The following is a 2,637-nucleotide window of genomic DNA, read 5'->3' as shown; positions in this document are numbered from 1 at the left end:
TAAGGCAGATTTGGGTAGCCGCAGACGTAAAAAAGCCAGCCGTTCATCCGGCTGGCTTTTCCTGGTCAAGCGCTGCTTGGTGCAGCGTTAAATCAGGCGCGCTTCTTGAATTCGTTGGTGCGCGTGTCGATTTCGATCTTGTCGCCGGTGTTGACGAAAGCCGGAACCGGGATTTCGAAGGTGGTGCCTGCCAGACGGGCCGGCTTCAGCACTTTACCCGAGGTATCGCCACGTACGGCAGGCTCGGTGTATTCAACTTCGCGCACAACCGTCGTCGGCAGTTCAACCGAGATGGCCTTGCCGTCGTAGAAGGTCACCTGGCAAACGTCTTCCATGCCGTCAACGATGTAGTTCAGGGTGTCGCCCAGGTTGTCGGCTTCGACTTCGTACTGGTTGAATTCTGTGTCCATGAACACATACATCGGGTCAGCGAAGTAGGTGTAGGTGCAGTCCTTGCGGTCCAGAACCACGACGTCGAACTTGTCGTCAGCGCGGTAAACGGTTTCGCTGCCTGCGCCGGTCAGCAGGTTCTTCATCTTCATCTTGACGACGGAGGCGTTACGGCCCGACTTGGTGTATTCGGCCTTTTGCACAACCATCGGCTCGCTGCCGACCATAAAGACGTTACCTGCGCGGAGTTCCTGTGCGGTTTTCATGACTAAACATTCCCAAAGCTTGAATTGATTTCGGGGAATGCTTTCCCCAAGAGGGCGCTATTGTAGCTGTTTTTCAATCATTTGCACCAGCCTCGCGGCAAGTGCGCTGCGCCCCAGTGCCTGTTGCGGCCAGATGCGGGCATGCCCCGCCAGTTCAGGCAGATATTCCTGCAAAGCTATCCACGCGTCTGCCATGCCTGTGCCGCGGTTCCAGCCATGGGCGCAGTTTGTCAGTGCCTGTCGTGCCGGCGTGGACAGGCTCTGGCTGTAGCGTTGCAAAAAGGCATCGAGCTTGACGATATGGGCGTCTTCGTCCTGCGGGTAGATGTGCCACAGGAAGGGGCGCGCGGCCCACTGGGCGCGCATAAAGCTGTCTTCGCCGCGCACGATATTGAAGTCGCACGACCATAACAGCTTGTCGTATTCGCTTTGCTCGCTAAACGGCAACACGTGCACCGTGAGCGAACCTAGGCTCAGCGTCTCGCCGGCCATCAGCGTGTCGCGCCCGAACAGACGGGCGACATCGGCGATCACCCGCCCGTGCGGCACCATCACCCGCACGGCTTGCGCGCCCATGGCGCAGGCTTGCAGCCAGTCGCCGACGGCAGGGCTTTCATAGGTAAACAGGCTGACGATCAACTCGCCGCTCTGGCGTGGCGCAAGGCCCAGGCTGCGCCAGTAGGTTTGCTGCCCGGTAAGATCCGCCTGCCAGGCATCGCGCTTGGCAAACAGGCCGGCTTCGCAGATCAGGCCGCCGCTTTGTTCGCTAAAGCCCGGAAAGAAAAACCATTTGGTCAGCGCCAGACGCGGGTGAGGCGAGGGCAGGGCGTGACAGCCTTCTATCCAGTCTTCGGCCGACAGATACTCGAGATTGACCCAGACTGGCTTGCGGCTGCGTGCCGCCATCGCCGTGACATAGGGTTCGGGCAGGGTGCAGCCGAAGGCTTCGATCACGATATCGGCGGCATCGACCTTGTGGGGAAAGGCGCGCGGCCAGTGGCGGATTTCTACGCCTTCCAGCATCTGCTGCGCTTGGGCGGCGTCCAGCATGGGCTCGATACGGGCGAAGCTTTGCATGTCGTCGACCCATAGCCTGACCGCCTGGCCATACTCATGCGCAATCTGGTGCGCCAGACGCCAGGCGATGCCGATATCGCCGTAGTTGTCGATCACATTGCAGAACACGTCCCACTGCTGGCGCTTCATCTGCCGCTCTCCTGCAAAAGGCCGCCATGGTAGCGCCAGCGGCAGCGCGGGGAAAGTGGTGCTGAACAATATCTGCCCCGGTTCTTGTTGCGGGCGCTGGCCGATAGCCTGTCGCCGGCAATTCGTAGGCTATTTCTATTTTACAGGCTGAAAAACAATTCTTATGGCATTATTTGCGTCAGGGTTTTTTGGTGCCCATCAGCTCTGCAAGGGAGAAAAATAATGCAAAACATATTGGATCTTTATCGGCAAAAGCAGCTTGGTGCAGCGGATGCGCTGGGCTGGGTGAAGGATGGCGACAGTATTATCGTGCCGACGGCGGCAAGTGAACCGCCCGAGCTATTGACTGCGCTTGGCGAGGCGAGGCGTAAATTCAGGGATGTGAAGGTTTACCAGTTGCTGGGACTGGGCAATTACGGCTACTACGACCCGGAAACCACCGACCATGTGCGCCATGTGGCCTACTTTCTGAGTGGAACGACCCGCAAGCCTTGCCAGGAAGGGTGGGCGGACCTGGTGCCCAACCATTTTTCCGAAATTCCACGCATGATCAAGCGCGGCGAATTGCCGGCCGATGTGCTGTTCGCGCTCGCGTCACCGATGGACGAGCATGGCTATTTCTCCCTGAGCCTGGGGGCGGATTATGCGATGGCCGCTGTCGAGCGCGCCCGCGCCATCGTGCTGGAAGTCAACCCGAATGTTCCCTTTGCCTATGGCGAGTGCCATGTGCACATCTCTCAGGTGGCGGCCGTGGTGGAAAGCAGCTTGCCGCTAC

Annotated in this window: 2 protein-coding genes and 1 pseudogene; 1 reads left to right on the top strand and 2 read right to left on the bottom strand. The window is 59.1% G+C overall.

Annotated features, from left to right (window positions below):
* Window positions 1-92 precede the first annotated feature (92 nt).
* A complete protein-coding gene (gene efp / locus EGI20_RS17415) occupies window positions 93-656 on the bottom strand; it encodes an elongation factor P (RefSeq protein ID WP_124734448.1) in 564 nt (187 codons plus the stop codon).
* A gap of 57 nt (window positions 657-713) precedes the next feature.
* A complete protein-coding gene (gene earP / locus EGI20_RS17410; RefSeq protein WP_498632974.1) occupies window positions 714-1,862 on the bottom strand; it encodes an elongation factor P maturation arginine rhamnosyltransferase EarP in 1,149 nt (382 codons plus the stop codon).
* 222 nt (window positions 1,863-2,084) lie between these two features.
* Between earP and EGI20_RS17405 the strand changes: the two are divergent.
* Window positions 2,085-2,637, top strand: a pseudogene (locus EGI20_RS17405) (hypothetical protein); the annotation flags it as partial.

It is taken from the genome of Aquitalea sp. S1-19 (assembly GCF_024343515.1).
The sequence above is the reverse complement of the archived record's forward strand: the minus strand, read 5'-3'. Positions and strand labels throughout refer to the sequence as shown.

Bases quoted from the DNA above. Each gene is read 5' to 3' on its own strand.
- earP (WP_498632974.1), bottom strand. From the start codon at position 1,862: ATGAAGCGCCAGCAGTGGGACGTGTTCTGCAATGTGATCGACAACTAC.
- efp (WP_124734448.1), bottom strand. From the start codon at position 656: ATGAAAACCGCACAGGAACTCCGCGCAGGTAACGTCTTTATGGTCGGC.